Source organism: Amycolatopsis sp. 3B14, assembly GCF_050958625.1.
In the GTDB taxonomy this organism is placed as follows: Bacteria; Actinomycetota; Actinomycetes; order Mycobacteriales; family Pseudonocardiaceae; genus Amycolatopsis_E; species Amycolatopsis_E thermoflava.
In genome coordinates this window covers 78,338-102,470 of record NZ_JBHZEN010000096.1, presented here as the reverse complement: position 1 = coordinate 102,470, position 24,133 = coordinate 78,338, and the positions used below count along the sequence as shown (strand labels likewise).

27 protein-coding genes are annotated in these 24,133 nt (G+C 73.5%); 14 read left to right on the top strand and 13 right to left on the bottom strand.

What is annotated here, in order from left to right; translation table 11 throughout:
* Positions 1-282: 282 nt before the first annotated feature.
* The 9 genes from ACCP09_RS38095 (at position 283) to ACCP09_RS38055 (ending at position 6,243) form a co-directional block, all read left to right on the top strand.
* Complete coding sequence (locus ACCP09_RS38095) at positions 283-1,308, top strand: hypothetical protein (RefSeq protein WP_433753841.1); 1,026 nt, start codon at positions 283-285, stop codon at positions 1,306-1,308.
* 100 nt (positions 1,309-1,408) lie between these two features.
* Positions 1,409-1,639, top strand: a complete 231-nt coding sequence (locus ACCP09_RS38090; RefSeq protein WP_051362575.1) for a hypothetical protein — start codon at positions 1,409-1,411, stop codon at positions 1,637-1,639.
* Positions 1,640-1,662: 23 nt separating this feature from the next.
* The gene (locus ACCP09_RS38085; protein WP_433753839.1) at positions 1,663-2,553 is read left to right on the top strand and encodes a universal stress protein; all 891 of its coding nucleotides are present in this window, start codon (positions 1,663-1,665) and stop codon (positions 2,551-2,553) included.
* Between the two features lie 5 nt (positions 2,554-2,558).
* Positions 2,559-2,768, top strand: coding sequence for a hypothetical protein (locus ACCP09_RS38080; protein WP_433753837.1), 210 nt, complete (start codon positions 2,559-2,561; stop codon positions 2,766-2,768).
* A gap of 109 nt (positions 2,769-2,877) precedes the next feature.
* The gene (locus ACCP09_RS38075) at positions 2,878-3,759 is read left to right on the top strand and encodes a universal stress protein (protein ID WP_433753835.1); all 882 of its coding nucleotides are present in this window, start codon (positions 2,878-2,880) and stop codon (positions 3,757-3,759) included.
* Positions 3,760-3,935: 176 nt separating this feature from the next.
* The gene (locus ACCP09_RS38070) at positions 3,936-4,391 is read left to right on the top strand and encodes a universal stress protein (RefSeq protein ID WP_027929548.1); all 456 of its coding nucleotides are present in this window, start codon (positions 3,936-3,938) and stop codon (positions 4,389-4,391) included.
* Positions 4,392-4,415: 24 nt separating this feature from the next.
* A complete protein-coding gene (locus ACCP09_RS38065; protein WP_433753833.1) occupies positions 4,416-4,994 on the top strand; it encodes an Rv1733c family protein in 579 nt (192 codons plus the stop codon).
* 7 nt (positions 4,995-5,001) lie between these two features.
* Positions 5,002-5,886 (top strand): universal stress protein, encoded by an 885-nt coding sequence (locus tag ACCP09_RS38060; protein WP_433753831.1) that lies wholly within the window; start codon positions 5,002-5,004, stop codon positions 5,884-5,886.
* Positions 5,887-5,898: 12 nt separating this feature from the next.
* Positions 5,899-6,243: a three-helix bundle dimerization domain-containing protein gene (locus ACCP09_RS38055; protein WP_027929551.1), complete on the top strand. Its 345-nt coding sequence runs from the start codon at positions 5,899-5,901 to the stop codon at positions 6,241-6,243.
* A 139-nt stretch (positions 6,244-6,382) separates the two neighbouring features.
* On the opposite strand, the gene ACCP09_RS38050 is transcribed toward ACCP09_RS38055, so the two are convergent.
* The 9 genes from ACCP09_RS38050 to ACCP09_RS38010 all read right to left on the bottom strand — a co-directional run bounded on the left by ACCP09_RS38050 (position 6,383) and on the right by ACCP09_RS38010 (position 15,528).
* Complete coding sequence (locus ACCP09_RS38050; protein WP_433753829.1) at positions 6,383-7,765, bottom strand: MBL fold metallo-hydrolase; 1,383 nt, start codon at positions 7,763-7,765, stop codon at positions 6,383-6,385.
* A gap of 84 nt (positions 7,766-7,849) precedes the next feature.
* Positions 7,850-8,119, bottom strand: a complete 270-nt coding sequence (locus ACCP09_RS38045) for a metal-sensitive transcriptional regulator (protein ID WP_027929553.1) — start codon at positions 8,117-8,119, stop codon at positions 7,850-7,852.
* Positions 8,120-8,144: 25 nt separating this feature from the next.
* Complete coding sequence (locus ACCP09_RS38040; RefSeq protein WP_167344574.1) at positions 8,145-8,303, bottom strand: hypothetical protein; 159 nt, start codon at positions 8,301-8,303, stop codon at positions 8,145-8,147.
* A 193-nt stretch (positions 8,304-8,496) separates the two neighbouring features.
* Positions 8,497-10,809, bottom strand: coding sequence for a heavy metal translocating P-type ATPase (locus ACCP09_RS38035; RefSeq protein WP_433753826.1), 2,313 nt, complete (start codon positions 10,807-10,809; stop codon positions 8,497-8,499).
* Positions 10,810-10,824: 15 nt separating this feature from the next.
* Positions 10,825-11,763, bottom strand: a complete 939-nt coding sequence (locus tag ACCP09_RS38030) for a hypothetical protein (protein ID WP_433753824.1) — start codon at positions 11,761-11,763, stop codon at positions 10,825-10,827.
* Between the two features lie 25 nt (positions 11,764-11,788).
* Positions 11,789-11,995 carry a heavy-metal-associated domain-containing protein gene (locus tag ACCP09_RS38025; protein WP_433753822.1) on the bottom strand — a complete coding sequence of 69 codons (207 nt, stop codon included), beginning with the start codon at positions 11,993-11,995 and terminating at the stop codon, positions 11,789-11,791.
* A 21-nt stretch (positions 11,996-12,016) separates the two neighbouring features.
* Positions 12,017-12,298: a metal-sensitive transcriptional regulator gene (locus ACCP09_RS38020; RefSeq protein WP_020422877.1), complete on the bottom strand. Its 282-nt coding sequence runs from the start codon at positions 12,296-12,298 to the stop codon at positions 12,017-12,019.
* Positions 12,299-12,889: 591 nt separating this feature from the next.
* Positions 12,890-14,872 carry an amino acid transporter gene (locus ACCP09_RS38015; RefSeq protein WP_433753820.1) on the bottom strand — a complete coding sequence of 661 codons (1,983 nt, stop codon included), beginning with the start codon at positions 14,870-14,872 and terminating at the stop codon, positions 12,890-12,892.
* Positions 14,873-14,973: 101 nt separating this feature from the next.
* Entirely contained in the window at positions 14,974-15,528 is a 555-nt protein-coding gene (locus ACCP09_RS38010) for a TetR family transcriptional regulator (protein ID WP_027929562.1), read from the bottom strand.
* Positions 15,529-15,640: 112 nt separating this feature from the next.
* On the opposite strand from ACCP09_RS38010, the gene bioB reads away from it, so the two are divergent.
* The 3 genes from bioB to ACCP09_RS37995 are packed head-to-tail and all read left to right on the top strand — an operon-like array spanning position 15,641 to position 19,127.
* A complete protein-coding gene (gene bioB / locus ACCP09_RS38005; protein WP_433753817.1) occupies positions 15,641-16,702 on the top strand; it encodes a biotin synthase BioB in 1,062 nt (353 codons plus the stop codon).
* Positions 16,702-17,961, top strand: a complete 1,260-nt coding sequence (locus tag ACCP09_RS38000) for an adenosylmethionine--8-amino-7-oxononanoate transaminase (RefSeq protein ID WP_433753815.1) — start codon at positions 16,702-16,704, stop codon at positions 17,959-17,961. The genes bioB and ACCP09_RS38000 overlap by 1 nt, the downstream gene beginning before the upstream one ends.
* The gene (locus tag ACCP09_RS37995; RefSeq protein ID WP_433753813.1) at positions 17,958-19,127 is read left to right on the top strand and encodes an 8-amino-7-oxononanoate synthase; all 1,170 of its coding nucleotides are present in this window, start codon (positions 17,958-17,960) and stop codon (positions 19,125-19,127) included. Before ACCP09_RS38000 ends, ACCP09_RS37995 begins: the two co-directional genes overlap by 4 nt.
* Here ACCP09_RS37995 and ACCP09_RS37990 read toward each other — a convergent pair.
* From ACCP09_RS37990 to ACCP09_RS37980, 3 genes are read right to left on the bottom strand one after another with little or no spacing between them, the layout of a single operon-like run.
* Complete coding sequence (locus ACCP09_RS37990) at positions 19,073-19,513, bottom strand: VOC family protein (protein ID WP_433753811.1); 441 nt, start codon at positions 19,511-19,513, stop codon at positions 19,073-19,075. The genes ACCP09_RS37995 and ACCP09_RS37990 overlap by 55 nt on opposite strands.
* Before the next feature lie 45 nt (positions 19,514-19,558).
* On the bottom strand, positions 19,559-20,110 hold the full coding sequence (locus tag ACCP09_RS37985; protein WP_027929567.1) for a TetR/AcrR family transcriptional regulator: 552 nt from the start codon (positions 20,108-20,110) through the stop codon (positions 19,559-19,561).
* 5 nt (positions 20,111-20,115) lie between these two features.
* Complete coding sequence (locus tag ACCP09_RS37980) at positions 20,116-20,931, bottom strand: mycofactocin-coupled SDR family oxidoreductase (RefSeq protein WP_433753809.1); 816 nt, start codon at positions 20,929-20,931, stop codon at positions 20,116-20,118.
* 143 nt (positions 20,932-21,074) lie between these two features.
* Between ACCP09_RS37980 and ACCP09_RS37975 the strand changes: the two genes are divergently transcribed.
* Together ACCP09_RS37975 and ACCP09_RS37970 are read left to right on the top strand one after the other, a co-directional pair.
* A complete protein-coding gene (locus ACCP09_RS37975) occupies positions 21,075-22,361 on the top strand; it encodes an MFS transporter (RefSeq protein ID WP_378363552.1) in 1,287 nt (428 codons plus the stop codon).
* On the top strand, positions 22,358-23,677 hold the full coding sequence (locus ACCP09_RS37970) for an alpha/beta hydrolase (protein ID WP_433753807.1): 1,320 nt from the start codon (positions 22,358-22,360) through the stop codon (positions 23,675-23,677). Before ACCP09_RS37975 ends, ACCP09_RS37970 begins: the two co-directional genes overlap by 4 nt.
* Here ACCP09_RS37970 and ACCP09_RS37965 read toward each other — a convergent pair.
* On the bottom strand, positions 23,644-24,126 hold the full coding sequence (locus tag ACCP09_RS37965) for a MarR family winged helix-turn-helix transcriptional regulator (protein ID WP_027929571.1): 483 nt from the start codon (positions 24,124-24,126) through the stop codon (positions 23,644-23,646). The two genes, ACCP09_RS37970 and ACCP09_RS37965, sit on opposite strands and share 34 nt — an antisense overlap.
* Positions 24,127-24,133 lie beyond the last annotated feature (7 nt).

The window sequence follows — 24,133 nt, the reverse complement described above, 5'->3', positions numbered from 1 at the left end:
GGCCGGCTCGCGGGCGGTTGCAGGGCTACCGCGCGCGGTGTGGTGGTGAGGTGGTCGAGTTCCCGGTGGGCCGGATCCGGGGCGGCGGCTGGGTGGGGAGGTGGGGATGAGCGCCACCGCACCTGGGCGCCATCGGCGGGTGGCTCGCCGTTGCTTGGGTGACGGGGTGGTGGTGTGGCCGGCTCGCGGGCGGTTGCGGGGCTACCGCGCGCGGTGTGGTGGTGAGGTGGTCGAGTTCCGGGTGGGCCGGATCCGGGGCGGCGGCTGGGTGGGGAGGTGGGGATGAGCACCACCGCACCTGGGCGCCATCGGCGGGCGAGCTCTCGCCGCGGGATCGGCAACCGTGTGGTCCTCGGGTTGCTGGGCTCGGCGCTCGCTCCGCTGGCGGGCGGGCGGTTGTGTGTGCTGCGCTACCGCGCGCGGTGTGGTGGTGAGGTGGTCGAGTTCCCGGTGGGCCACGTCCGGGACGGTGACCACGTGCTGGTGATGGCCGGACGGGCCGCCCGCAAAACGTGGTGGCGGCACTTCCGCACCCCGGCGCCCGTTGAGGTGCGGCTGCCGGGCGGGTGGTCGGCCGGTGTGGGCCGGGTGCTGCACGGCGCCGAGCGCGAGGCAGCCCTGGCCGTGTACCGGCACCACCGGCCCCACGTGCCCGCAGAGGCGCCGCTGGTCACCATCGACCTGCCGCCCGCGGAACCGTTGCGCGGCAAGGCGTTCGCGTGGAGCTGGTTCTGGATCGTCACCCTGGCCGAGTTCGCCGGGTTCGCCGTGCCCGCCGTCGTCGGCCCGCTCACCGCCGGGTCCGCACCCGCGGTCGCCGTGCCCGTCCTGCTGGCCGCCGGGGCGGTCGAAGGGGCCGCGCTCGGCTGCGGGCAGGCGCTCGTGCTGCGGCACGCGCTGCCGGCCCTGCCCGGGCGGCGCTGGATCGCGGCGACCTCGGCCGGCGCGGTCGTCGCCTACCTGGCCGGCACGCTCCCGGCCGCGGCGGAGATCCACCGCCGGCCGCCGGTGCAGGCCGCGGCGGCCGTGGTGGCGCTCGGGCTGGTCCTGCTCGCGTCACTCGGCACGGCCCAATGGCCGCTCCTGCGCTCGCACCTGTCCCGCGCATGGCGGTGGATCCCGGTCACCGCCGCGGCCTGGCTGGCCGGGCTGGGCGTGTTCCTCGCCGTCACCATGCCGCTGTGGCACGACGGGCAAGCCCTGGCCGTGACGGTGCTGATCGGCGCCGGCGGCGGGCTGCTCATGGCCGCCACCACCTCCGCGATCACCGGCTTCGCGCTGGCCCGGCTGCTGGCCTCGGGCGGCTGAGGACAGGGCACAAAGTCCCCGCCGTCGGCGACCTCCGCCCCGCCACGACGGGCCCTCCGCCCGTCGTCCCGGGTCTCCGTCCGCGAATAGCGTTCCTGGCATGGAGATCAGCTCGCACGAACCGACCCCGGAAGAACGTCACCGCACCGCGCGCGCCGTCGCCGGCCAGGCGAAGGACGCCGACGAGCTCCGCGAGCTCCTCGCCATGCTCGGGCTGTCCCCGGCCGAAGGCCGCGCACCGGTCCCGCGACCGCGCCGGCAGCCGGCGAACCGGACCCTGACCATCCCGGAACTCACCGCGTTCGTCCAGCGTGCCACGGCCGCGGCGTGAACCCGGACCCGAGAGGAACAGCCATGTCCAACTCCGCGAACCCGGTCGTCGTCGGGGTCGACGGCTCCGAAGCGTCGCTCGGCGCGGTCCGCTGGGCCGCCGCCGAGGCGCGCCGCCGGAACGTGCCGCTGAAACTGGTGCACGCACTGGACGAAGCCTCGCTCGGCTACCCCCAGCCGTTGCCGGTGCACGTGGACCTGACGGGTCTCGCGCGTCAGCGGGGCCACCGGATCCTGCACGCCGCGAGCGACGTCGCCCGCGACACCGAGTCCGATGTGGACATCCGGCGGAGCCTGCGCGAGGAGCGGCCCGGCGCGGCGCTGCTGGACGAGTCCCGCGCGGCGAGCATGCTCGTCCTGGGCACCCCGCCCGTGCGGTTCCTCGGCCGTTTCCTGGCCGGGTCGGTCACGATCGCGCTGGCCGCCAACGCGGACTGCCCGGTCGCCGTGGTCCGGCCGCACGCGGCGGACGACGAGCCGCCCGTCGAGGGGCCGGTCGTGGTCGGGGTCGACGCCTCGCCCACGAGCGACGAGGCGATCGCGGCCGCGTTCGACGCGGCGTCCCGGCGCGGCGCCGCGCTCGTCGCGGTGCACGCGTGGGACGACTCCTACCTGGGCGCCCTGTTCGAGGACACGCGCTGGACGCTCGACCGGCCGGCGATCGAGGAGCGCGAGCGCGAGCTGCTGGCCGAGCGGCTGGCGGGCTGGCAGGAGAAGTACCCGGACGTCGCCGTCGAGCGGATCGTGGTGCGCGGCGCCCCGGCCGACCGGCTGCTCGACCAGGCCGTCCACGCCCAGCTGATCGTCGTGGGCAGCCGCGGCCGCGGCGGGTTCGCCGGCATGGTGCTCGGGTCCACCAGCCAGTCGCTGATCACCTTCGCGCTGTGCCCGCTGCTGATCGTCCGCCAGGGGTGAGTCAGGTGCGCAGGCCGGTCGTGGCCGACCTGATGACGCACCCGGTGGCGTCCGTGGTGCCCGCGATGCCGTTCAAGAACGTGGCCCGGTTGCTCGACCGCACCGTCGAACAGGAGGTGCTGCGGCACCGCCTGTGGGCGGCCCCGCAGCAGGCGCGCGCCGGAGTCGTGGACGGGGTCGGGACGCTCACCGGCACCGTCGACCGGCCGCGGTGACGCGGACCGGGCAGTGCGGCCGGCCGAGGCGATCCCGGGTGTGGTCGCCGTGGCCGACCGGCTCAATTCCATTGTGGACGACCGGGTTCCGGATTCGGGGAGGAACGATATGCCGAACAGCGCAGGGGTGACGGTCGTCGGGGTGGACTGGTCGGAGGCCTCCACCGCGGCGGTGCGCTGGGCCGCGGCCGACGCGGCGCGGCATCACGGCCTGCTGCACCTCGTGCACGGGTTCTCCCCGTTCACCGGCCGCTACGGCCAAGCGATGCCCGCCCTGCGCGCGATGCACGACGATCTGGCGGACAACGCGAGGGACTTCCTGGCCGCGGCGGTCCGGGTCGCCCGCGACGCCGGTGGTGAGGAACTGGCGGTCACCACGGCGATGCCGGAGGAGAACCCGGCCGAGGCGCTGAACGCGGCGTCCCGCGGCGCCCGGGCGCTCGTGCTGGGCGCGTCCGGGGACGGCGTGCTCGCCGGGACCACGGCTGTGCAGGTGGTCTCCCACGCACACTGCCCGGTCGTGGTGGTGCGCGGGCAGCACGGCCCGCCGGCGGGACCGGTGGTGGCCGGTGTCGACGGCAGCCCGTTCAGCGAGCGGGCGCTGGCGGCGGCTTTCGAGGAGGCCTGCCGGCGCGGGGCGCCACTGGTGGCGGTGCACGCGTGGAGCGACGACGACCTCCTCGGTGGTCTCGGGTCTTTCCCGCTGGTCGTCGACTGGGACGCGGTGCGACAGGACGAGGAGCTGGTGCTCGCCGAGCGGATGGCGGGCCGGCAGGAGCGCTACCCCGACGTGAAGGTGGACCGCGTCGTGGTGCGCGATCGGCCGCGGCATCAGCTGATCGACTGGAGCAGGCAGGCGCAGCTGGTCGTTGTCGGCAGCCGGGGGCGCGGCGGGTTCGCCGGGCTGCTGCTGGGGTCGACCAGCCAGGCGCTGATCCACCACGCGGAGTGCCCGGTGATGGTCGTCCGCCCCGGCGGGGAACCGCGATGACGGCAGGACAGGACGTGGCGGCGGCGCCGGCCGAGGTCCGCCGGCGCCCTGACCCCCGCCGTGACGGCCGGATACCGCCGCAAGGCCCGCACGACGGGGACCATCGGCCCTTCACCACCGGCCGTCGCCGGACCAGGCTGGGACACAGGGACAACGACCGGCGAGAGGACGGCGTCATGGCCGCGATCGTGGTGGGGGTGGACGGCTCCGCGGGCAGCGCCGCTGCGCTGCGGTGGGCGGCGGACGAAGCGGCGCGGACCGGCCGAGACGTGGTGGCGGTCCACGCCTGGAGCTACGCGGGAGGCGGGGCGACGGCCGAGGCGGTGTTCAGCGCGCACCGGCGGGCCCTCGGCGAGATGGTGGACCGCGCGCACCGCGACCAGCCGGAGGCGAAGATCCGGCCGGAGGTCACCGAGGGCGAGCCGGCGCAGGTGCTGCTGTCCGCCGCGGAGGACGCGGCCATGCTCGTGCTCGGCAGCCACGGCTACGGGCGGCTCATGCGCGCGCTGGTCGGTTCCGTCGGCGCGCAATGCCTGCGCCGGGCGCACTGCCCGGTGGTGATCGTGCCCGCCGCACGCACGGCCCGGCACCCACTGGCCGAAGTGGACTACCAGTCCGGCCCGATGGTGTGAGCGCGTGCTGGGGGAGGAGCGTCGATGTCACCGTTCACGTTGTGGCTGAGCAGGCAGTGGCGTCTGATCCGCCCCGGCCGCGGCTCGCTTGCCCGGAGCTGGGACCGCGCCGAGGCGGCCGTGCTCGCCACCGCGGTGCTCGCTGCGCTGTTCGCGGTCCCGGTGGCCGGTGTCGTCGTCTCCGAGGTCCGGGCCGCCCAGATGGCGGTTTCCCGGCAGCAGCAGGCCGAACGGCGCGAGGTGGACGCGCTGGTGCTGGACGTGACCCCGCCCAGCCCCGACAGCGACGACGGGACCGCCACCGCGGTGTGGCGCCTGCCCGACGGCAGCGACCGCACCGGAACCGTGCCGGCCGGCCGCGGCACCGGGCCTGGCGACCGGGTCCCCGTCTGGGTCGACCCGGCCGGGGAGCCCGTGCCCGCGCCGCTGACCGCGAGCGGCGCACTGACCGTGGCACTCGCCGCGGGGTTGCTCGCGTGGCTCGGCGTCGTGGCGGCGCTGGGGCTGCTCGTCGCGCTGGTGCGCGCCGGCCTCGGCCGGCTGCGGCTGGCGGCCTGGGAGCGCGAATGGTCCGAGCTCGGCAGCGACAAGACCCGGTGGTGAGGAAACGATGACCGTGCGGGAACACGCCCAGGAAACCCCTGCCCGCCCCGGTGATCGCGCGAGGCCGGTCGTGGTCGGCGTCGACGGATCCGGCTCGGCGCTCGACGCGGTGCGCTGGGGCGCCCGGGACGCCGCCCGGCTGGGCGTGCCGGTTCGCCTGGTCCACGCCTACCCGCGCAGCGACCGGGACTACCCCGCGCTGAGCATGAACGCCGGCCAGATCCGCGCGGAACTGCGCGCCTGGGGCGCCGACCGGCTGCGGACCGCCGAAGCGGTGGCGCGGGAGACCGCCCCCGGGGTGACGGTGGAGCTGCGGCTGCACGAGGGCGATCCCCGGGTCGTGCTGCGCCGCGAGTCGGAGCACGCCGCGTCGGTTGTCCTCGGGCACGACGGCGCGGGCGGGCTCAGCAGGCTCGTGTTCGGCTCCTGCGGCCTGGCGCTGACGGTGCACGGCCACCGCCCGGTCGTGGTCGTGCGCGGCCGCGTCGCCGACCGGGGTTCGATCGTCGTCGGCGTCGACGGCACCATCACCGCGGCCCGCTACGCCATGAAGATGGCCGCGCTGCACGGCACCTCGGTGACGGCGGTGCGGACCTGGCACGCGGCTCCCGGGGACCCGGTGGACCGGCACGACGCGGAACACCGCGCGCTGGTCGCCCGGATGGCCCCGCTGGCCGAAGAGTTCCCCGGGGTGCCGGTGGAGCACCTGGTGCTGCGCGGGCGCCCCGGGCACACCCTGCTGGAGTTCGGTCAGCACGCCCGCCTGCTCGTGGTGGGCACCCACGGCAGCAGCGCGTTCGCGGGGCTGCTGCTCGGCTCGACGAGCCAGTCCCTGGCCTTCCGGGCGCCCTGCCCGGTCGCGGTGGTGCCCGAAGATCCGGAAGACGCGTGAGGAGACGACGCCATGAACGACATGGAACGAAGGACGGCGGCCCCGGAAGCGCGGCCGAGCGCGGCGTCCTGGACCGGCCATCCGGCGTCGGACCTGGCCGAGGCGTCGATGCGCCGCGACGTCACCGGTGAGGCCTACCGGCAGCGCCCGCACACCCCGGACGGCATCCATCTCGCCGCCGACGAGCTGGCCGCCGTCGTCGGCGAACTGCGGCGGGTCTGCCCCGGCGCGGACCCGGCGCGGGTGCGTGCGATCGTCGACGGCACGTACCGCAAGCTCGCCGCCGCCGCGAAGATAACCGACCACTTGATCCCGCTGACCCTGCACCGGGCGCGCGCGGTGCTCGAAGCGGAGTGAGGACAGGGGAAGGGCCTCGGGTGCCGGCCGGAGGCCCTTCCCGCAGGTGGATTTCGCAGTGTGCGAGCACCCGTTCGGTCGTGAGGGGCTTCCGATTTCCGGCCCACCGGAAGGGACTCCGGGGCGGCACGAGCGCCGGTCAGGCCGCCATCGGCACGCCCGCGTCGGCGGCGCCGGTGAAGACGTCGTCGATGAGGACCACTCTCCGCCCGGCCCTGGCGAGCAGGGAGGCCGCGGCGGTCGCGCGGTAGCCGCTGGCGCAGTGCACCCACACCGGGCCCGCGGGGAGTTCGCCGATCCGGTGGGGGAGTTCGGGCAGGGGGATGTGCACGGCGCCGCGCACGTGGCCGTCCCGCCACTCGTGCGGCAGGCGGACGTCCAGCACCACCGCCGGCGGCGGGTAGGCGCCGGCATGCCCGTGCCGGAGCGCGGCGGCCAGGTCGGCGAACAACGCCGCGGGCAGGCTCGCCAGCCGCCCGGACCGGCCGCCCGCCCACTTCTCCGGGCTCCCACTGGCCGCGGCGGCGGGCCGGTCGATGCCGATGCGGGCCAGCTCCCGCTGCGCCTGGGCGACATCTACCGGGGTCTCGCCGAGCAGCGTGATCGGGGCGCCCCAGTCGATGAGCCAGCCCAGCCACGTCGCCATCGGACCGTCGAGGCCGAGGCTGACCGTGCCGGCCAGGTGCGAGTGCACGAACGCCTTGCGGGAGCGCAGGTCCACCACCCACTCGCCGTCGTCGATGCGCTGCCGCAGTTCGTCCGGTCCGGCGGTGCGGGCCGGGGTGAGGTCGATGGGCTCGGGTCCGGCGGCGTTGCGCGGCCCCATGTGCGCGTAGTAGGCCGGGTGGACGTCCAGGCCGGCCAGGGTCTGCTCGACGAACTCGCCCTCGGCCAGCGTGAGTGCCGGGTTGTGCCGCCGTTCGCGGCCGATCGTGGAGGCTTCGCCGTCGGCCCGCCCGGCCGAGCAGAAGCTGCCGAACCCGTGGGTGGGCCAGACGGCCGCGCCGTCGGGCAGCAGGTCGGCGAGGCGGCGGGCGGACGAGTGCTGGTGGCGGGCCAGTTCGTGCGCGTGGTCCTGGCCGAGCAGGTCGGTGCGGCCGGTGGTGCCCAGCAGCAGCGACCCGCCGGTGAACACGCCCTCCGGCCCGTCCGGTCCGTCGAGGACGTAGGACAGATGGTGGAAGGTGTGGCCCGGGGTGGCGACCGGCCGGATCCGCATCTGCCCGGACACCTCGATCACGTCCCCCTCGCGCACCGGAACGCGCTCGAACGGCACGTCGTCGGCCGCGGAAAGCCCGTAGCGCGCACCGGTGAGCCGGGCCAGGTGCAGCCCGCCGGACACGTAGTCGTTGTGCACGTGGGTTTCCAGCACCCACGCGACGCGGACCCCGAGCCGGCCCGCCAGCGCGGCGATCCGGTCGATGTCGCGTTGCGGGTCCACCACCACCGCGAGTTCTCCGTCGTGGGCGAGGTAGCTGCGGTCGCCCAGCGACGACGTCTCGATCACCCGTACATCCAGCATGGCCTTTCTCCTTCGTTCGGCCTGGTCGTACCCCGGGGGGTATGTGGCGACGACACCCCGGCGCCGCACGGACGGCGCCGGGGGTCAGGCCAGGGCCAGGAAAAGCTTTTCCAGCTCGGCTTCGGTCATGGGTGGCTCTTCCCCGCGGTCGCGTGCGGCCTGGCAGTGCCGCATGCCGCTGGCGACGATCTTGAACCCGGCGCGGTCCAGGGCGCGGGACACCGCGGCCAGCTGGGTCAGCACCTCCTGGCAGTCCCCGCCGTTCTCCATCATGCTGATCACCGCGGCCAGCTGGCCCTGCGCGCGGCGCAGCCGCACCAGGGCGTCGCCGGTCAGTTCGGGTCCCATCTCCATCAGGCCACCTCCGCCTTCCGCACGCTCATCGCCCGAACAGGCGCCGCAACGCCCCGCCCCGCTTCTCGGGCTCGCACTGGCAGCGCTGCCCGGCGGGCACGTCCGCGAGCACTTCTTCCACGTGCTGGCCGCACCCGGCGTAGGTGGCCTTGCCGCACCGGGCACACGTCACACGACGACACATCGGTGAACCTCCTTGGTTCCGCTGGCATCCACGGTACCCCCGGGGGTATCGAGATCGCCACGGGCGACCGGGCCCTGCTCCGGTTCGCCGGCCGCGTGCGTACCGCTGCGGGGATCTTCGCGATCCAGGAAACCGGAGGTGGCGCAGCGAAAGACCGCGGCCGGCGGGCGCCGGCCGCGGTCTTCGTCACGATTCAGCCGACCGCGACCGGTTCCTCCGCCGCTCGCCGCGCGATGTCCTCGCCCGGGCCGGCTTCGGTGATCGAGCTGCGGAAGGCGCGCAGCCGGAGGCTGTTGCTCACCACGAAGACCGAGCTGAATGCCATGGCGGCGCCGGCGATCATCGGGTTGAGCAGGCCCGCCGCGGCCAGGGGGAGGGCGGCGATGTTGTAGGCGAAGGCCCAGAACAGGTTGCCCTTGATCGTGCGCAGCGTGCGCCGGGACAACCGGATCGCGTCCGCCGCCACCCGGAGGTCGCCGCGGACGAGGGTGAGGTCGCTGGCTTCGATGGCGACGTCGGTGCCGGTGCCCATGGCGAGGCCGAGGTCGGCCTGGGCGAGGGCGGCGGCGTCGTTGACCCCGTCGCCGACCATGGCCACGACCTTGCCCTCGCCCTGCAGGCGCTTGACCACGTCGACCTTGTCCTTCGGCAGGACCTCGGCGATCACCTGGTCGATGCCGACCTCGGCGGCGACTGCCTCGGCGGCGGCCCGGTTGTCGCCGGTGAGCAGGATCGGGGTGAGCCCGAGCCCGCGCAGTTGCCGGATTGCCTCGGCGGAGGTGGGTTTGACGGTGTCGGCGACCACCAGCACCGCCCGCGCCCGGCCGTCCCAGCCGACGGCGACCGCGGTCTTGCCCTGCCGTTCGGCCGCGGCCTTGGCATCGGCGAGGTCGGGGGAGAGGTGCTGGCTCCAGTCGGCCAGCAGCGCGGTGCGGCCGACGAGCACGGCCTTGCCGTCGACGATGCCTTGCACGCCGAGGCCTTCGATGTTGGTGAAGCCTTCGACGCCGGGCAGGTCACCGACGCGATCGCGTGCTCCGGTGGCGATCGCCTGGGCGATCGGGTGCTCGGAGGCGCTTTCCAGCGCTCCGGCCAGGCGCAGCACCTCGGCGGTGTCGGCGCCGTCGGTGTGCACGTCGGTCAGGGCCATCTTGCCGGTGGTGACGGTGCCGGTCTTGTCGAGCACGACGGTGTCGACGCGGCGGGTGGATTCCAGCACTTCCGGGCCCTTGATCAGGATGCCGAGCTGGGCGCCCCGGCCGGTGCCGACCAGCAGCGCGGTCGGGGTGGCCAGGCCCAGCGCGCAGGGGCAGGCGATGATCAGCACCGCCACCGCCGCCGTGAACGCCGCGGACACGGTGCCGCCGGCGCCGAGCCAGAACGCCAGGGTGCCGGTGGCGAGGGCGATGACGATTGGCACGAACACCGCGGAGATCCGGTCGGCCAGCCGCTGCACGGCGGCCTTGCCGGTCTGGGCCTGTTCGACCAGCTTCGCCATCTGCGCCAGCTGGGTGTCCGCGCCGACGCGGGTGGCCCGCACGACCAGCCTGCCGCCGGAGTTCACGGTCGCGCCGGTGACCGGGTCGCCGGGCCCGACCTCGACCGGCACGGACTCGCCCGTGAGCATGCTCGCGTCGACCGCGGAGCTGCCCTCGGTGATCACACCGTCGGTGGCGATCTTCTCGCCGGGCCGGACCACGAAGCGGTCGCCTACGGCGAGCTGCTCGACCGGGATGCGTTCCTCCCGGCCGTTTCGCAGCACGGCCACGTCCTTGGCGCCGAGTTCGAGCAGCGCCCGCAGCGCGGCCCCGGCCCGTCGCTTGGAGCGGGCCTCGAAGTAGCGGCCGGCGAGGATGAACGTGGTCACCCCGGCCGCGACCTCGAGGTAGATGTTGCCGTCTCCGCTGATCCGTTGGATGGTCAGCTCGAACGGGTGCGTCATGCCGGGTGTTCCGGCGCTGCCGAACAGCAGCGCGTAGAGCGACCAGGCGAACGCGGCGAGCGTGCCCATCGAGACGAGCGTGTCCATGGTGGCCGCGCCGTGGCGCAGGTTCGCCCACGCGGCGCGGTGGAACGGCCACGCGCCCCACACGATCACCGGCGCGGCCAGCGTGAGCGAGATCCACTGCCAGTAGGTGAACTGCAGCGCCGGGACCATCGCCAGCACGATCACCGGCACCGACAGCACCAGCGAGCCGATCAGCCGCTGCCGCAGCGGCCGGGTCGGGTCCTCCTCGGCGGCCTCCGGTTCCGCCGTCTCGGGCTGGGGGACGGTGGCCGTGTAGCCGGCGGCCTCGACCTGGGCGACCAGCGTGGCCGGGTCCAGGCCGGCGGGGTAACTGACCTTCGCCTTCTCGGTGGCGTAGTTGACGGTCGCGGTGACGCCGTCGAGCTTGTTGAGCTTGCGTTCGATCCGCATCGCGCACGAGGCGCAGGTCATGCCACCGATCGCCAGCTCGATGTCCTGGGCCGCGGCCTGCGGGAGGTTCTGCACATCCGAAGTCATCGTCGTTCCCCTCGATCAACCGTGGCTGTGGCCGTGGCCGGTGGCGGGCGGTGCGGTGGGCGCGCTGCCCGCGGTCGGCACGGTGAACTCGGCCGTGCGGACCTGGCCCGCGTGCTGGAAGTCGAGGAAGAGCCGGTAGGTGCCGGCGGAGGGGACTTCGGCGTGGAACGTGACGCCCGGCCCCGGCTTCGTCGTCCCGTCGCCCGGGCTGCCGTCCGGGTGGACGTGCAGGTAGGCGAGGTCGCCTTCGCGCAGGGCCACGAGGTGCCCGTAGGCGCCGAGGTAGGGCTGCAGGTCGGTGACGTCGTGGCCGTCCTTGGTGACGGTGGCCGTCACCTTCGACGTCTGTCCTGGGGTCAGTTCGCCGTCGAGCCGGACCTGGTAGCCGTCCACTTCCGCCACCCGCGAGGGCGCGTAGGCCCGTGGCTGGAAGTCGCCGGCCGCGGCGAGGTCGACGCCGAGGGTGGTGGCCTGGCCGCCGGTGGGCGTGAAGTCGGCGAAGGCGCGGTAGCTGCCGGCGTCGGCGACGGCCAGCGGTACCGTCCAGGTGCCGTCGGCGGCCATTTCCGGGTGCACGTGCTGGAACCCGGCGGTGTCGCGGCGCACCACGATCAGGTGCATGCGCTTGTCGTGCTCGACGTCGAACGCGGTGACCGCGTTGCCGTCGGGTCCGGTGATCCGGAAGGCGAACTGGTTGGTGGTCCCGGTGGTCAGCGTCATGCGGGTGGGCGTGAGGGTGTAACCGCCCCTGGACGACGCCAGCCCCGCGGGCTGGTCGGGTTGCGTGGTCTCCGCGACAGTGCCGCTGTGGCTGTCCCCGTGCGCGGCGTCCTCGGCGCCACGCGTGCCAGCTTCGCTGGTGACGGGACCGACAGCGGTGCCGATCGCCCAGGCGCCACCGGCGACCAGGACGAGCGCCGCACCGTAGGCGGAGAGCTTCCCTGCAGTGTTCATGACATTCCTGTCCTCGGGCCGGCCGCTACGCGGTCAGCTGGTAACCGGCTTCTTCGACGGCGGCGCGCACCGCGTCGGTGGTGAGCTCCTTCTCGCTGGTGACGGTGACCCGGCCGGTGGGCAGGTCGACGGCCACGTCGGTGACGCCGTCGATCTCGCCGACCTCCTCGGTCACCGAAGCCACGCAGTGCCCGCAGGTCATGCCAGTCACGGTGTAGGTCTGCTGAGTCATCTGTCTCTTCCCTTCTCCTGGTCAGGAACGGACCAGCCGGGCGATGGCTTCGCTGGCCTCGCGCACCTTCGCGTCGGCCGTGTCGCCGCCCACGGCGATCGCTTCGGCCACGCAGTGCTTGAGGTGCTCGTCCATCAGGCCCAGCGACACCGACTGCAGGGCCTTCGTGGCCGCGGCGATCTGGGTGAGCACGTCGATGCAGTACTCGTCGTTCTCGACCATCCGCTGCAGGCCCCGGATCTGCCCTTCGATCCGGCGCAGCCGGGTGAGGTAGCCGTCCTTGTCGCTGGTGTAACCCCGCATCGTTCCTTCTCCTTACGTCGGCCCCGGTGGCGCCGACACCGAGATTTATACCCTAGGGGGGTACCGTAGTCAAACGACTGGGCGGAGATCGTCTCCACAGTGGAACGGCTGGCCGCCGCCGGCGCGACGGGCGGATCAGCCGGTCACGCGGGCCGGGACGTCACTGAACCCGGGTGGCGATGCCCGGGTAGCCGAGGACGAGGCCGTGCCGGTCGTAGGTCAGGCGGCAGGTAGTTCACGTAGGAGTCCGAGCCGGACCGGATCGCGCGGCCGAACACGTGGGCGAACAGGAGCGTGAAGGCGATTGGCATGATCGCGGTGGTGATGATCGTGTCCAGGCTGCGCGTGATGTGCCGCAACGACCGTCCAAACAGGACTGCGGCGTCGCCGGTGAAGTGCGTGTTGATCGTCCCTTCCGCGCTGCCGGTGTCGACGAGCGCGAGGAACAGGTCCTCCAGTTTTCCGAGGCGGACGGGACCTTTCCACGTCGACGTAGCCGCGCTGCTCGACCCTGACCAGCAGCGCGCAGGCGGCGCCCTCGGCGGGGCCGTCGCTCGAGAGCCGCCCGGCCCGCGGTCCGCGGCGGCGCGCTCAGCCGCCGACGTGGATGCCGGGGCGGCGCGCCGGGTCGGGTTCGCTGGTGCGGATGATCTCGCGCACCACCGGTGCGGTGTCGCCGCGGCCGAGGATCAGGTAGCGGAACAGGTGCCCCAGCGGGTTGCCCTCGCTCCACTCGAAGTGGCAGTGCGGCCGGACCCCGGTGGTGTCGCGCAGGGCCAGCAGGATCGCGGCGATGGCGTTGGGCGCGGCGGGGCTTTCCGCGCGCAGGACGCGGACACCGTCGACGTCGACGCCGCGCACATGCAGCACGTCGCTGAAGTCGGAGGGGTCGACGACCTCGATCTCCAGGAACAGCACGTCGGCCGAGCCGGGCACGGGGTTCATGCCGCGCTGCTCGCTCTCCTTGGCCCGGTACTCGGCGATGTCGCCGGCCTGCCTGCGGTTGGCGATGATGGTCAGTGCGCCGTCGTAGGCGATCGAGTCGGTGACGAACCGCCGGGCTTCCTCGTCGAACTCGATGTGCTCCACGCGCAGCTCGGTGGTCCGGCTGACGCGGGAGACCAGGGAGACCGCGATGATGCCGAGGATGAAGAACGCCGAGATCGTGAGGCCGTCCGGCTTCTCGATCACGTTCTCCACCAGGGCGTAGAGCAGGATGAGGGTCAGGATCGTGAACCCGGTGGCGGCCGGGCGGCGGCGGGCGCGCGCCGCGGAGATGGCCACGGCCACCGAGGCGGAGACCATCATCGCCAGGATGCCGGTGGCGTAGGCGCCGGCCTGCGCGTCGACGTCGGCGCCGAAGATGATCGTGACCAGGACGCAGATCCCGGTGTAGACGAGCACCACCGGCCGCACCGCGCGCGTCCACTCCGGGGCCATGCCGTAGGAGGGCAGGTAGCGGGGCACGATGTTGATCAGCCCAGCCATCGCCGAGGCGCCGGCGAACCACAGGATCAGGATGCTGCTGATGTCGTAGGCCGTGCCGACCCATTCCCCGAGCAGTTCGTGGGCCAGGTAGGCCAGGGCGCGGCCGTTGGCTTCCCCGCCGGCCTCGAACTGGTCCTCCGGGATGAGCACCGTGGTGACGAAACTGGTCGCGATCAGGTACACGGACATGATGAGCGCGGCGACCGTGAGCAGCTTGCGGGTGTTGCGGATCCGGTTCGCCAGCCGCTGCTCGGCGGTCTCGCCGTCGGCGGCGACCAGCGGCATCATGCTCACGCCGGTCTCGAACCCGGACAGGCCCAGCACCAGCAGCGGGAACGCCAGGACCGCGGGGCCGATCACACCGGTGATCCCGCCGCCACCGGAGGTGAGCGCGTCCACCCAGCGGTCCAGCGCGGCGGGCGTGGTCAGCACCTCGGCCACCCCCGCGGCCACGACCACGGCGTTGAGCAGCAGGAACACCGCGACCAGCGGGATGGCGACCCCGACGGCCTCGGAGAACCCGAGCAGGAACACCCCGCCCAGGATCAGCAGCAGCACCACGGTGACCAGCACCTCGTGACCGTGCAGGAAGGCCGGGACGTGCGGGTTCTCCAGCGCGTGCACGGTGGCGTCGGCCGAGGACAGGGTGATCGTGATGATCCACGACGTGGCCACGAACCCGAGCAGCACCAGCACGAAGATCTTGCCGCGCCAGAACGGCAGCAGGTCCTCCAGCATCGCGACCGACCCCTGGCCGTGCGGGCTCTCCTTCGCCACCCGCCGGTACATCGGCAGCATGCCCAGCAGGGTCAGCGCGACGATCAGCAGGGTGGCCAGCGGCGACAGGGCGCCGGCGGCCAGCGCGGCGATGCCCGGCAGGTAGGACAGCGTGGAGAAGTAGTCCACGCCGGTCAGGCACATGACCTTCCACCAGGCCTGCGGCTCGGTGTGCTGCTCGCCGCTCTCCGGGCCGACCGGCTGGACGCGGTGCTGCAGCAGCCACCGGCCCAGCCGGGTCGACGGCGCTGTCGGCCGGACCGGGCTGTCGACCCGTTGCGGCACCACGAACTCCGGCAGCTCGGCCATGGCCGTCCTTCCCGATCCCTCGTGCGGTTCGCTGATCAGGATGCCGGATCGGCCGCCGGGGAGCAGTGCCGCCCCAGTGCGGCGCGGACGCGTCCGGGCGGTCAGCTGCGCACGCGGGAGCGGATGCCGTCCAGGAGGAGTTCGATGCCCCGCTCGAAGTCGCCTGGGCCGCCGGGTTCCCGGTCGATCGCCCCGGCGCTGGAGGCCTGCAGCGCGGCCTGCTCGTCCGCGGTGTGGCCGAAGACGAGGTGCAGCAGCGCGCGCGTGCCGACGTCGACGAGGTCGTCCGGCAGGCCGCCGTCGCGCAGGGCTTCCCGCAACTGCGCGGCCGGTTCGCCCGCGCCGAGGCCGAAGGTGTGCGCGGTGGCGACCACCTCGGCGCCGTCCCGGTAGGCCAGCATCGAATCGCGCAGTTCGGCGCAGATCTCCACCGCCCGCCGGTCCCACTCGGCGGCGCGGCGCTCACGCCGGCCGCGTGCCAGGATCTCGTCGGCGACCGCGGCCAGCAGCGTCTGCTTGTTCGGCACGTGGTGGTACAGCGCGCTCGGTTGCAGCCCGAGTTCGGCGGCCAGCCTGCGCATGGTGAGCGACTCCAGGCCGTACTCGTCGAGGACCTCGATCGCGCGCTCGACGACATCGCGCCGCTGGTAGCGCACGCCGGACTCCTCCCGTTGACCTGTTCGGCGCGCCCAGTGTACCGTCAGCGCCGCTCACCCGAACACCGTTCAGGTTGTAATCAACTAGTCACTCTGAGTCAGGAGAAAGTGGATGGACTCCAGGTTCGAGCAGCTCGCCGACGCGGTCCTCGCCGGGGTTCCCGCCGGACCCGGCGACGCACTCGCCGTGCTGGGCGCCGACGACGCCGAGGTGCTGTCCGTCGTCGCCGCGGCGGGCAGGCTGCGCCGCGCGCACTTCGGCAACACCGTCAAGGTGAACTACCTGGTGAACCTGAAGTCGGGTCTGTGCCCGGAGAACTGCAACTACTGCTCCCAGGCGCTCGGCTCGGCGGCGCCCATCCTCAAGTACTCCTGGCTGTCCACGGAGGAGGCCCTGAAGCAGGCGGGCGCGGGGATCTCCGGTGGCGCCGGCCGGGTGTGCCTGGTCTCCTCCGGGCGGGGACCGTCCAACCGGGACATCGACCGCGTCACCGAGATGGTCGGCGCGCTGAAGGCCGAGCACCCGGACGTCGAGGTCTGCGCCTGCCTCGGGCTGCTCTCCGACGGACAGGCCGAGCGCCTCAAAGACGCCGGGGTGGACGCCTACAACCACAACATCAACACGGCCGAGAGCCACCACCACAACATCGTCCAGACCCACACCTACGCCGACCGGGTGGACACCGTGGAGAAGGCGAAGCGCGGCGGGCTGTCGCCCTGCTCGGGTCTCATCGCCGGGCTGGGGGAGACCGACGAGCAGCTGGTCGAAGCCCTGTTCGCGCTCAAGGAGCTGGACGCCGACTCGATCCCGGTCAACTTCCTGATGCCCTTCGACGGCACCCCGCTCGCGGACACCTGGGAGCTGTCCCCGTCGCGGTGCCTGAAGATCCTGGCCATGGCGCGGTTCGTCTGCCCGGACAAGGAGATCCGCATCGCCGGTGGCCGCGAGATGCACCTGCGCTCGCTGCAGCCGCTCGCGCTGCACGTCGCCAACTCGATCTTCCTCGGCGACTACCTCACCTCCGAGGGGCAGGCCGCGGAGGCGGACCTGGAGATGATCCGGGACAACGGGTTCGTCGTGCTTGGCTCCGAAGAGGACAGTGCGGCACGGGAACCCGCCGACCCGGCGATCCGTCGGCGCGGCGCGGGCACCGCCGTGGTCCCCAACGCGTGATGACACCCGCGGAACTGCTCGCGTTCGACCGCGGGCACCTGTGGCACCCGTACACGTCGATGACCGACCCGGCCCCGGTGCGGCTGGTCACCGGGGCGTCCGGCAGCCGGATCACCGTGGACGGCGCCGGGGACGTGGTCGACGGGATGGCGTCGTGGTGGTCGGCGATCCACGGCTACCGGCACCCGGTGCTCGACGAGGCGGCGCGGCGCCAGCTGGCGAAGATGTCCCACGTGATGTTCGGCGGTCTCACCCACGAACCCGCCGTCGAGCTGGCGGCGCGGCTGGTCGACCTCACCCCCGCCGGGCTGGAGCACGTGTTCCTCGCCGACTCCGGCTCGGTGAGCGTCGAGGTGGCGATGAAGATGGCGCTGCAGTACCAGCGCGGTACCGGCCACCCGGAGCGGACCCGGTTCCTCACCGTCCGCGGCGGCTACCACGGCGACACCTTCGACTGCATGAGCGTGTGCGACCCGGACGGCGGCATGCACGCCATGTGGTCGGGGATGCTGCCGGAGCAGGTGTTCGGCGACCGCCCGCCCCGGTCCGAAGTGGACGTCGCCGCGTGGGCGGCGGGCTTCCGCGCGCTCGCGGCCGAGCACGCCGGCCTGCTGGCCGGGCTGATCGTGGAGCCCCTGCTGCAGGGCGCCGGCGGCATGCACCCCTACCCGGCGAGCTGCCTGCCGGTCTTCCGGGAGGTGGCCGACGAGCACGGGCTGGTGCTGATCTTCGACGAGATCGCCACCGGCTTCGGCCGCACCGGCACGCTCTTCGCCGCCGACGCCGCGGGCGTGGCGCCGGACGTGATGTGCGTCGGCAAGGCCCTCACCGGCGGTTACCTGTCGCTGGCCGCCACCCTGTGCACGACCGAGGTCGCCAGGGGACTGTCGGCCAGCGACTCCGGGGTGCTCATGCACGGGCCCACGTTCATGGCCAACCCGCTGGCCTGCGCGATCGCCACCGCCGGCCTCGACCTGCTGTCCAGTGTGGACTGGGCGGCCGACGTGCGCCGGATCAACGCGGGACTGCAGGCGCTGCACCGGATCGAGGCCGCCGACGTGCGCGTGCTCGGCGCGGTCGGCGTGGTCCAGCTCGACCACCCGGTCGACGTGGCCAAGGCGACCGAGGCGGCGCTGGCGGAGGGCGTGTGGCTGCGGCCGTTCCGCGACCTGATCTACACCATGCCGCCGTACGTGTGCACCGACGACGACATCGCCACGATCTGCCGTGGCATCGCGGCCGCGGCGGCGGTCGCATGAGCTGGGCGGAGTGGTTCGCCACGCAGCGCGCCGCGCGCGAGGCCGCGGGCCTGCAGCGCATCCTGCGCCCGCGGGCGGCCGGCGATGACCTCATCGACCTGGCCAGCAACGACTACCTCGGGCTGAGCGGTGACCCCGGCGTCCGCCGCGCGGCGGCCGAAGCAGCGCTCGTCTGGGGCGCAGGCGCCGGCGCGTCCCGCCTGGTGACCGGCACGACCACGCTGCATGCCGAGCTGGAGCGGGAACTGGCCGAGTTCACCGGCCGCGAGGCGGCGCTGGTGTTCTCCACCGGCTACCACGCCAACCTGTCCGCGGTGACCGCGCTGGCGGACCGGGACGCGGTGATCGTCTCGGACGCCCACGTCCACGCGTCGCTGATCGACGCCGCACGCCTGTCCCGCGCCGCCGTCCGGGTGGTCCCGCACAACGACGTCGCCGCCGTCCGGGCCGCGCTGGCGGCCGCCGGTGGACGGCGGGCGCTCGTGCTGACCGAGTCGGTCTTCTCGGTCCTCGGCGACGCCGCGCCGCTCGCCGAGCTGGCCGGGGTGTGCGCCGAGCACGACGCGCTGCTCGTCGTGGACGAGGCGCACGGGCTCGGCGTGGCCGGTGACGGTGGGCGGGGTCTGCTGCACGGCCTCGGCCTGTCCGGTCACCCGCACGTGGTGATGACCGCGACGCTGTCCAAGTCGCTGGGCGCGATGGGCGGCGCGGTCCTCGGTTCGGCCGCGCTGATCGACCACCTGGTCAACCGGGCGCGCCCGTTCATCTTCGACACCGGTCTGGCGCCCGCGCCCACCGCCGGCGCTCTGGCGGCGTTGCGCACGTTGCGCGCCCGGCCGGACCTGCCGGCCCGGATCCACGAGCGCGGCGCGGCACTGGCCGAGCGGCTCCACGTGCCGCGCTCGGCGGGCGCGGTGCTGTCGGTGCCGATGCCCTCGCCGCACGTCGCGGTCGCCGCCCAGGCCGAGGCTCTCGCGGCGGGGGTGCGGGTGGGCTGTTTCCGGCCGCCGTCCGTGCCCGACGGGATCTCCCGCCTGCGGGTCACGACGCACGCCGGGCTGGACGAGGAACGCTGGGCGCGCGCGGTCGACGTGCTGGCGCGGGTCGCCGCTCAGCCGATTTCCTCGGCGAGCGCGACGAAGATCCCGGCGGGACCGCGGACGTAGCAGAGCCGGTAGCTGTCCCCGTACCGCACCACTTCGCCGACCGGTTCCGCGCCGTGTGCCCGGAGGCGGTCGAGCACGTCGTCGATGTCGTGGACGGCGAACATGATGCGGTGCGCGCCCAGCGCGTGCACGGGCTGGGCGCCGTCCGGGCTGGCCGGCGAGTGGTACTTGGTCAGCTCGACCCGTCCGTGGCCGTCGGGGGTCCGCATCATCGCGATGTCCGTCCGGACGCCGTCGAGCCGGATGAGGCGGTCCACCAGGCCGCCTTCCAGCGTCGCCTCGCCTTCCAGCTCCATGCCGAGTTCGGTGAAGAACGCCTTGGCGACGGCGAGGTCGTCGACGACGATGGCGATGTTGTCCATCCGCCGCAGTGTGTTGTCGGTCATGGTGACTACTGTCCCGCCGTCCCGCCGCCCTACGCGAGCCGAAGCTCAGCCGAGCCCGTTCAGCAGCAGGTCCGCCACCACCTTCGCGGCCAGGGGTGGTGCCCCCGGGGTCACCGAGGCCGCCGACGAGGTCGCCACCAGCATCCGCGCGGCGGCCTGGTGGCGGGGCGCCGGCCTGGCGTCCCCGGTCACCCGTGCCAGGTAGGCGCTCACCGCGGTGACGATGGAGTCGTGGATTTCGCGGGCGCGGTCCTGCAGCTCGGGGTGGTGCTCGCTCTCCCGGAACACGATCCGGTGCATCGGCGTCTGCTCGCCGAGGTGCCGCGCCAGCCGCCGCCACAGCTCGGCCACCGCGGCGTGCGCGTCGGGCGGGACGGTGGCCGGCACCAGGTCCGCGAGCGTGCGCGTCGACCGCTCCCGGATCAGCGCCAGCAGCAGGCCTTCCTTCGTGCCGAAGTGGTAGAAGATCAGCCCCTGCGGCACCCCGGCCGCGGTCGCCAGCCGCGCGGTCGACGTGCGGGCGTACCCGCGCTCGGCGAACAGCTCCTCCGCCGCGGCCAGGATCCGGTCGCGGCCGGAGCCGGCGGGTTCGTCCACGGCGGTCAGAACTCGGTCACCCCCGCGTCCGGGGCGAGCTCGTGCGCGGTGACGTACTTCGACTCGTCCGAGGCGAGGAACAGCACCATGTCGGCGACGTCCTCGGGTTCGGTGATCGCCACCGGCAGCAGGTTCGTCAGCATCCCGGCGAGCTTCGGGTCGCGCTCGAACCCCTTGGCGAACGCGGCCTGCAGGCCCTCGCCGGTCATCCCGGTGTTCACGCCCGTCGGGTGCACGCTGTTGACCCGGATGTCGTGCCGCGCCAGCTCGGTCGCGAAGGCCTTCGCCATGCCGCGCACCGCCCACTTGCTCGTCGTGTACGGCACCAGGAACGGCTGGACCTTCATTGCGGCCGCCGAGCTGATCAGGATGATCGACCCGCCGCCCCGCTGGATCAGGTGCGGCGCGCCCGCCATCACCGTGTTCCACACGCCGCGCACGTTCACGCCGATCGTGTCGTCGAAGATTTCCTCGGTGACGTCGTCCCACGGCGCGGGCACGCAGATCCCGGCGTTGGCGACCACGATGTCGAGCCCGCCCAGCTCCGCGACGCCCGCGTCCACGCCCGCCCGCAGCGCCGCCAGGTCCCGCACGTCCGCCTGCACCCGGACCGCCCGCCGCCCGGTCTTCTCCACCAGGCTCACGGTTTCGTCCAGGTCGGCGGGCGTGGGGGAGGCGTAGGTGACGCTGGGCAGCGTGGCGGCGATGTCCACCACGATCACGTCGGCGCCCTCCTGCGCCAGCCGCACCGCGTCCGCCCGGCCCTGACCCCGTGCCGCGCCGGTGATCAACGCGACCTTGCCCGCAACCCGTCCCGCCATGGTGAGTCTCCTCGTCTCCCGCGCCGTCGCGGGTCTCCGCCGACACTGCCCCTGAGTGAGTACTCAGTCAAGAGCCTTGACGGGTTCGTGCCCCGATGCCATCCTTCCTCTCCATATCAGGGTCTCTGATGATTGGTGGTTCGATGACGCACCAGCCAGCCGTCTCCGTGCAGGCCTCGGGCACCCGCGAAGCCCGGCGGGTCGCCGTCGCGAGTTTCGTGGGCACCGCCATCGAGTGGTACGACTTCTTCCTCTACGGCGCGGCCGCCGCGCTCGTCTTCGGGCCGCAGTTCTTCCCCTCCAGCAACCCCGCGGTCAGCCAGCTCGCGTCGCTGACCACGTTCGCGGTCGGGTTCCTGGCGCGCCCGGTCGGCGGGATCGTGGCGGGCCACTTCGGCGACCGGATCGGCCGGAAGCGGATGCTGGTGATCTCGCTGCTGATCATGGGCATGGCCACCGTGCTGGTCGGGCTGCTGCCCACCTACGCCCAGATCGGCGTGGCCGCGCCGATCCTGCTCGTGGTCCTGCGGCTGGCGCAGGGCGTCGGCGTCGGCGCCGAGTGGGGTGGCGCGGCGCTGATGGCCGTCGAGCACGCACCGCCGTCCCGCCGGGGGCTCTACGGCGCCGCGCCGCAGCTCGGCGTCCCGGCGGGCGCGATCGTCGCGAACCTGGTGCTGCTGGTGGCCTCGACCTCCACGCGCGAGGCGTTCGTCGAGTGGGGCTGGCGGCTGGGTTTCCTGATCAGCTTCGTGCTGGTGATCTTCGGTCTGGTGATCCGGCGCCGCCTCACCGAGAGCCCGCTGTTCGAGGAGGCGGCGCGGCACCGCCCGGCGCGCGTGCCGCTGCTGGAGGTGCTGCGCGACCACCCGCTGGCCGTGCTGCGCGCGGTGTTCGTGACCGGCGCGTCGACCGCGATGGGCTACATCATCCTCACCTACATCCTGTCCTACGGCACCGCCGAAGTCGGCTACTCGCGCAATGAGCTGCTGATCGTCGTGATCCTCACCAGCGTGGTGCAGCTCGGCGCGATCTACGGGCTGTCCGGGCTGGCCGACCGCTTCGGCCGCCGCAAGGTGATCGCCGCGGGCGCGATCGCGCAGGCCGTCGCGGCGCTGCTGTTCTTCCTCGTGTTCGACACCGGCGTGTTCGTGCTGGCTCTGGTGGCGTGCGTGGTCACGGTGATCACCGTGTCCGCCCAGTACGGGCCGCTGCCCGCGCTGCTGTCCGACCAGTTCCCGACCCGCATCCGCTACAGCGGCGTGTCGCTGGGCTACCAGCTGGGCAACGTGGTCGGCGGCGGCCTCGCGCCGGTGGTGGCGACCGCGATCTTCACCGCCTCCGGCAGTTCGCTGCTGGTGGGCGTCTACCTGGCCGGGATGGCCCTGCTGGCGCTGGTCGCCGTCGCACTGACCCCGCGGGGTGCGGCGTGACCTTGACCCGCCGTCTCGGGGTCCTCCTGCTCGCGCTGGCGCTGGCCGTCGTCCTGCCCGCGGCGCCGGCGAGCGCCGCGACCCGGCTCACCGGGACGCTGCCGAACGGCGCCACCTGGATCGCCGACGTGCCCGCCCGCTGGAACGGCACGCTCGTGTTGTTCAGCCACGGTTTCCGCCCCGGCCCGGAGAACCCGCCCGCCGACGCGCCCGACGCGGCGACCGCGCAGGCGCTGCTGGACCGCGGCTACGCGCTCGCCGGATCGTCCTACGCCCACGCGGGCTGGGCACTCGACACGGCGGTGGCCGACCAGCTCGGCACGCTCGCCGCGGTCGAGGAACGCATCGGGGCGGCGCGCGAGGTGGTCGCGCTGGGGCAGTCGATGGGCGGCCTGGTGTCGGCGCTGCTCGCCGAGGGCGGTCGCGTCGACGGGGCGCTGACCACGTGCGGTCTCGTCGGCGGCGGGGTCAACCTGAACAACTACCAGCTCGACGGCATGCACGCCCTGGCCGAGCTGCTGCTGCCCGGCCAGGACCTCCAGCTCACCGGGTTCACCACGCCGGCGCAGGCGGCCGCCACCGTCACCGCCCTCACCACCGCGGTGCGGCAGGCGCAGGCCACCTCCGACGGCCGCGCGCGGATCGCGCTCGCGGCATCGCTGATGAACATGCCGACGTGGGACACGGGGCCGCGGCCGCCCACGGACTTCGCCCAGCAGCAACAGGCCCAGTACACGTGGCTGTCGCAGACGCTGCCGTTCGTGATCCCGTCGCGCGTCAGCATCGTCTCGGTGGCCGGCGGCGACAGCGGCTGGAACACCGGCGTGGACTACGCGCGGCTGGTGCACCGGTCGGCGCAGATGCCGCAGGTCGCCGCGCTATACCGGGTGGCCGGCCTGGACCTGCACGCCGACCTGGACACGCTCACCCGCGCCGCGGACATCGCCCCGGACGCCGGGGCGCTGGCCTGGATGCGGCGCACGTCGACGCCGACGGGGGAGTTGCGGGTGCCGGAGCTGACCCTGCACACGATCGCCGACCAGCTCGCGCCGGTGGAGTACCAAGCGGACTACGCGCGGCGCGTGGCCCGCGCGGGGGAGAGCGCCCTGTTGCGGCAGGCGTATGTGCAGCGGGTGGGGCACTGTGCGTTCACCCCGGCCGAGTACCTCGCCGGGCTGTTCGCGGTGCAGCAGCGCATCCGCACCGGCGCGTGGTCCGACGCGGCGCGGCCGGAACGGCTGCAGGAGGTGGCTTCGACGATCGGGGACGCGGCGTTCGCGCGTTACTCGCCGCCGCCGTTCGTCAACGCGCGCTGAGCGTTGGCGTGCGAGGCGAGAATGCCGTAGCCGTCCTCCAGGTCGCGGCGGAACCCGGCGCGGCGGTCGTCGTCCATGCCGGACAGCATCCTGTCCTCGAGCTCCCGGACCAGCGGCGTGCACTCGTCGAGGACCTGCTTGCCGCGCTCGGTGAGGGTGGCGAGCAGGACCCGGCGGTTGGCCGGGTCCTCCGCGCGCTCGATGAGCCCGTACTTCTCCAGCGTGAGCACCATGGTGTGCATGGTCTGCGGCCGGACGAACGAGCGGCGCGCGAGCTGCGCGGACGACAGCCCGTTGCGGTGCCGCAACGCGGTCAGCGCGGTGTACTGCAGGGTGGTCAGCCCGAACGGGCGCAGCGCGTCGTCCATCAGCGAGCGGATCACCAGCTCCAGCCGCTTGACCAGGTAGAGGGTCAGCGGGGCGTCCTCGGCGCGGGATTCGGTCACCACCCCATGC

What these genes read in the sequence shown, in the direction of transcription:
- ACCP09_RS38095 (WP_433753841.1), top strand. Translation starts at nt 283, where the DNA reads ATGAGCACCACCGCACCTGGGCGCCATCGGCGGGCGAGCTCTCGCCGC.
- ACCP09_RS38090 (WP_051362575.1), top strand. Translation starts at nt 1,409, where the DNA reads ATGGAGATCAGCTCGCACGAACCGACCCCGGAAGAACGTCACCGCACC.
- ACCP09_RS38085 (WP_433753839.1), top strand. Translation starts at nt 1,663, where the DNA reads ATGTCCAACTCCGCGAACCCGGTCGTCGTCGGGGTCGACGGCTCCGAA.
- ACCP09_RS38075 (WP_433753835.1), top strand. Translation starts at nt 2,878, where the DNA reads ATGCCGAACAGCGCAGGGGTGACGGTCGTCGGGGTGGACTGGTCGGAG.
- ACCP09_RS38070 (WP_027929548.1), top strand. Translation starts at nt 3,936, where the DNA reads ATGGCCGCGATCGTGGTGGGGGTGGACGGCTCCGCGGGCAGCGCCGCT.
- ACCP09_RS38065 (WP_433753833.1), top strand. Translation starts at nt 4,416, where the DNA reads ATGTCACCGTTCACGTTGTGGCTGAGCAGGCAGTGGCGTCTGATCCGC.
- ACCP09_RS38060 (WP_433753831.1), top strand. Translation starts at nt 5,002, where the DNA reads ATGACCGTGCGGGAACACGCCCAGGAAACCCCTGCCCGCCCCGGTGAT.
- ACCP09_RS38055 (WP_027929551.1), top strand. Translation starts at nt 5,899, where the DNA reads ATGAACGACATGGAACGAAGGACGGCGGCCCCGGAAGCGCGGCCGAGC.
- ACCP09_RS38050 (WP_433753829.1), bottom strand. Translation starts at nt 7,765, where the DNA reads ATGCTGGATGTACGGGTGATCGAGACGTCGTCGCTGGGCGACCGCAGC.
- ACCP09_RS38045 (WP_027929553.1), bottom strand. Translation starts at nt 8,119, where the DNA reads ATGGAGATGGGACCCGAACTGACCGGCGACGCCCTGGTGCGGCTGCGC.
- ACCP09_RS38040 (WP_167344574.1), bottom strand. Translation starts at nt 8,303, where the DNA reads ATGTGTCGTCGTGTGACGTGTGCCCGGTGCGGCAAGGCCACCTACGCC.
- ACCP09_RS38035 (WP_433753826.1), bottom strand. Translation starts at nt 10,809, where the DNA reads ATGACTTCGGATGTGCAGAACCTCCCGCAGGCCGCGGCCCAGGACATC.
- ACCP09_RS38030 (WP_433753824.1), bottom strand. Translation starts at nt 11,763, where the DNA reads ATGAACACTGCAGGGAAGCTCTCCGCCTACGGTGCGGCGCTCGTCCTG.
- ACCP09_RS38025 (WP_433753822.1), bottom strand. Translation starts at nt 11,995, where the DNA reads ATGACTCAGCAGACCTACACCGTGACTGGCATGACCTGCGGGCACTGC.
- ACCP09_RS38020 (WP_020422877.1), bottom strand. Translation starts at nt 12,298, where the DNA reads ATGCGGGGTTACACCAGCGACAAGGACGGCTACCTCACCCGGCTGCGC.
- ACCP09_RS38015 (WP_433753820.1), bottom strand. Translation starts at nt 14,872, where the DNA reads ATGGCCGAGCTGCCGGAGTTCGTGGTGCCGCAACGGGTCGACAGCCCG.
- bioB (WP_433753817.1), top strand. Translation starts at nt 15,641, where the DNA reads ATGGACTCCAGGTTCGAGCAGCTCGCCGACGCGGTCCTCGCCGGGGTT.
- ACCP09_RS38000 (WP_433753815.1), top strand. Translation starts at nt 16,702, where the DNA reads ATGACACCCGCGGAACTGCTCGCGTTCGACCGCGGGCACCTGTGGCAC.
- ACCP09_RS37995 (WP_433753813.1), top strand. Translation starts at nt 17,958, where the DNA reads ATGAGCTGGGCGGAGTGGTTCGCCACGCAGCGCGCCGCGCGCGAGGCC.
- ACCP09_RS37990 (WP_433753811.1), bottom strand. Translation starts at nt 19,513, where the DNA reads ATGACCGACAACACACTGCGGCGGATGGACAACATCGCCATCGTCGTC.
- ACCP09_RS37980 (WP_433753809.1), bottom strand. Translation starts at nt 20,931, where the DNA reads ATGGCGGGACGGGTTGCGGGCAAGGTCGCGTTGATCACCGGCGCGGCA.
- ACCP09_RS37975 (WP_378363552.1), top strand. Translation starts at nt 21,075, where the DNA reads ATGACGCACCAGCCAGCCGTCTCCGTGCAGGCCTCGGGCACCCGCGAA.